The 2,826-nt window shown below is 73.7% G+C and carries 3 protein-coding genes; 1 reads left to right on the forward strand and 2 read right to left on the reverse strand.

The genetic code is table 11. The features are described 5' to 3' along the window. Positions 1-11 precede the first annotated feature (11 nt). The gene (locus tag GL263_RS24525; RefSeq protein WP_182857929.1) at positions 12-1,448 is read left to right on the forward strand and encodes an alpha,alpha-trehalose-phosphate synthase (UDP-forming); all 1,437 of its coding nucleotides are present in this window, start codon (positions 12-14) and stop codon (positions 1,446-1,448) included. Positions 1,449-1,477: 29 nt separating this feature from the next. Here the strand turns inward: GL263_RS24525 and GL263_RS24530 are convergent, their stop codons facing one another. Both GL263_RS24530 and otsB read right to left on the reverse strand, forming a co-directional pair. Further along, positions 1,478-1,720, reverse strand: coding sequence for a hypothetical protein (locus GL263_RS24530; RefSeq protein ID WP_182857930.1), 243 nt, complete (start codon positions 1,718-1,720; stop codon positions 1,478-1,480). A gap of 171 nt (positions 1,721-1,891) precedes the next feature. Further along, positions 1,892-2,737 carry a trehalose-phosphatase gene (gene otsB / locus GL263_RS24535; RefSeq protein WP_182857931.1) on the reverse strand — a complete coding sequence of 282 codons (846 nt, stop codon included), beginning with the start codon at positions 2,735-2,737 and terminating at the stop codon, positions 1,892-1,894. Positions 2,738-2,826: the final 89 nt, after the last annotated feature.

Genomic DNA, 2,826 nt, shown 5'->3' on the forward strand with positions numbered 1-2,826 from the left:
CGTTCGCCGATATGCCTCAGGTTCTCGTCGCATCCAACCGCGGCCCCGTCGCCTACACGCGCGCTGAGGACGGCCTCACCGCCAGGCGCGGCGGCGGCGGGCTCGTGTCGGGACTGTCAGCGATCGGCGCGGACGCGGACGCGCTGTGGGTGTGCGCCGCGCTCGGCGACGCCGACCGGGCGGCGGCCCGGGCGGACGGCGGACGACTGCCGCTCGCGGACACCGGCGGCCAGCGCGTCCGGATGCTGGACATCGATCCGGAGGTGTTCGCCGACGCCTACAACGGCATCGCCAACTCCGTCCTCTGGTTCGTCCACCACATGCTCTACCAGACGCCCTTCGAGCCGGTCTTCGACGCCGCGTTCGAGAAGGCGTACGCCGCCTACCGGACGTACAACACGGCGTTCGCCGACGCGCTCGCCGAGGACGCCGACGAGGGCGCGGCCGTGCTGGTGCAGGACTACCACCTCACCCTCGTCCCCGGCCTGCTCCGGGCCCGCCGCCCGGACCTGCGCGTCGGCCACTTCAGCCACACCCCCTGGGCACCGCCCGACTACTACCGCCTGCTGCCGGACGACACGGCGGCCGACGTGCTGCGCGGGGTGCTCGGCGCCGACCGGGCCGCCTTCCTCACCCACCGCTGGGCGGAGGCGTTCGCCGCCTGCTGCGCCGACGTGCTCGGCGCCGAGGTCCACCGGGACGGCGACGCGCTGAGCGTCGTCCACGAGGGCCGGACGACGCGGATCGGCGTGCACGGTCTCGGCGCCGACGCCGACTTCCTCCGCGAACGCGCCCACCGGCCGGACGTCGAGGAGCGGATGGCCGCCCTCCGCGAACAGATCGGCGGCGGCGACCGGCGGACCGTCGTGCGCGTCGACCGCACCGAGCTGTCCAAGAACATCGTGCGCGGTCTGCACGCCTTCCGCCGGCTGCTGGAGGACCACCCCGAGTGGCGGGAGAACGTCGTGCACCTCGCGTTCGCCTACCCCTCCCGGCAGGACCTCGCCGTCTACCGCGAGTACACCGCGGAGGTCACCCGGACCGCCGAGCAGATCAACGACCAGTACGGCACCGCCACCTGGACGCCCGTGGTGCTGCACGTCGAGGACGACTTCGCCCGCTCGTTGGCCGCCTACCGGCTCGCCGACGTCGCCCTGGTCAACCCGATCAGGGACGGCATGAACCTGGTGGCCAAGGAGGTGCCGGTCGTCTCCGAGCGGGGCTGTGCGCTGGTGCTGTCCCGGGAGGCGGGCGCCCATGAGGAGCTGGCCGCCGACGCCCTCAGCGTCAATCCGTACGACATCGGCGCCACGGCCCGGGCGCTGGCGGAGGCGCTGGAGCTGCCCGCCGCGGAGCGGGCCGAGCGGGCCGGCCGCCTGGCGTCCGCCGCGACAGCACTACCCCCGCAGCGCTGGTTCCTGGATCAACTCCAGGCGCTGCGGGGGTAGGGGACTCGACCGTACGGCCGGCAGTGACCTCAGCCGACGTTCTGCTTCATGTTGATGTTGGTCGCCGACTGGTCGATGAAGACCCAGGCGGAGTCCTTCACGTACGCCGCCGGGGCGTGAGGGTGGTGGACGTCCACGTCGAACACCGTGAGGTAGCCCCGGTCCGGCAGCATGTCGGCCTGGTGGTCCGTCGCCTGGGCGGTAGCCGCGCCCAGACCGGCGACCCCCAGCACCACGGCGGTCGCCAGCAGGGAACGCATCGTGTTACGCATCGGTGGAAAGCTCCTTCCGAAGAACAGTCACTCGGAGTTCCGAGAAACGATCACTCGGAGTCTGCAACCCGCGTCATGCCCGGCCACGGCGCTACACGCCGCCACGGGCGAACCGCACTCGCACAGCCCACGCCGGGTACACAAGTCGTACCGGGCCGAGGGGGCCGACGCTCAGGGCTCCCGGGTGCGCTCGGCCAGCGCGGTGAGCAACTCGGCAACGCCCTCCGGCCCTTGGACGACCAGGTCCGCCCGGTCCTGGAGCGCGGTGACCTGCTCGTCCGGGTCGCCGCTGCACACCAGCAGGCCGGGCTCGCCCGTCCGGCGCCGCTCCTCGACCGCGTCGAAGGCGGCCAGATCGCCGAGGTCGTCGCCCGCGTAGAGGACGGGCCCGGCGTCGCACTCGTCGAGGAAGGCGGTGAGCGCGGTGCCCTTGTCCATGCCTGCCGGGCGGATCTCCAGCACGAACCGGCCCGGTTCCAGGTGGAGTTCGTGCCGCGCGGCGAGGTCGGCCAGCGGCTCGCGCAGCCACCGGTAGGCGCGGGCCGGGTCGACGGCGCGTCGGGTGTGGACGGCCAGCGCGTGCCCCTTGTCCTCCACCCGCGTGCCCTCGGGTGCCTCCAAACGCCGCAGGAGATCAGGCAGTTCCGCCCGCACGCGGTCGATGCCGGGATGCGGCGGCGGGCTGCTGAGCCGGGCGGTGGCGGCGTCCCAGCGCTCCGCGCCGTACGCGCCGAGCACGGTCAGGTGCTCAAGTCCCGCCACGCCCTCGAAACCGCCGTAGGCGACGGCGGTCTCGGCCGGCCGGCCGGTGATGACCACCACTGCGCGTAGCTTGGGTGCGAGTTGTGCCAGGGCGGGCAGGACGGCCGGATGCGGCCGGGACTGGGTCGGGTCGGCGACGATAGGCGCGAGGGTGCCGTCGAAGTCGAGCGCGACGACGCTGTCGGAGGGGCGGGCCAGCAGGGCGTCGAGCCCGGTGCGGCCGGCGGCGGTCACGGGAACGGGAAGGGTGCCCATGGGCCGCACCTTACTCGGCGATCCGGCGCCGACGGGCGCGATCCGGCCGCTGTGTCCCGGCGGACGCGCCTCCCAGCGGGCGGCGGGAC

Origin of the sequence: Streptomyces durbertensis (assembly GCF_014156695.1) — a bacterium.
Taxonomy (GTDB): Bacteria; Actinomycetota; Actinomycetes; order Streptomycetales; family Streptomycetaceae; genus Streptomyces; species Streptomyces durbertensis.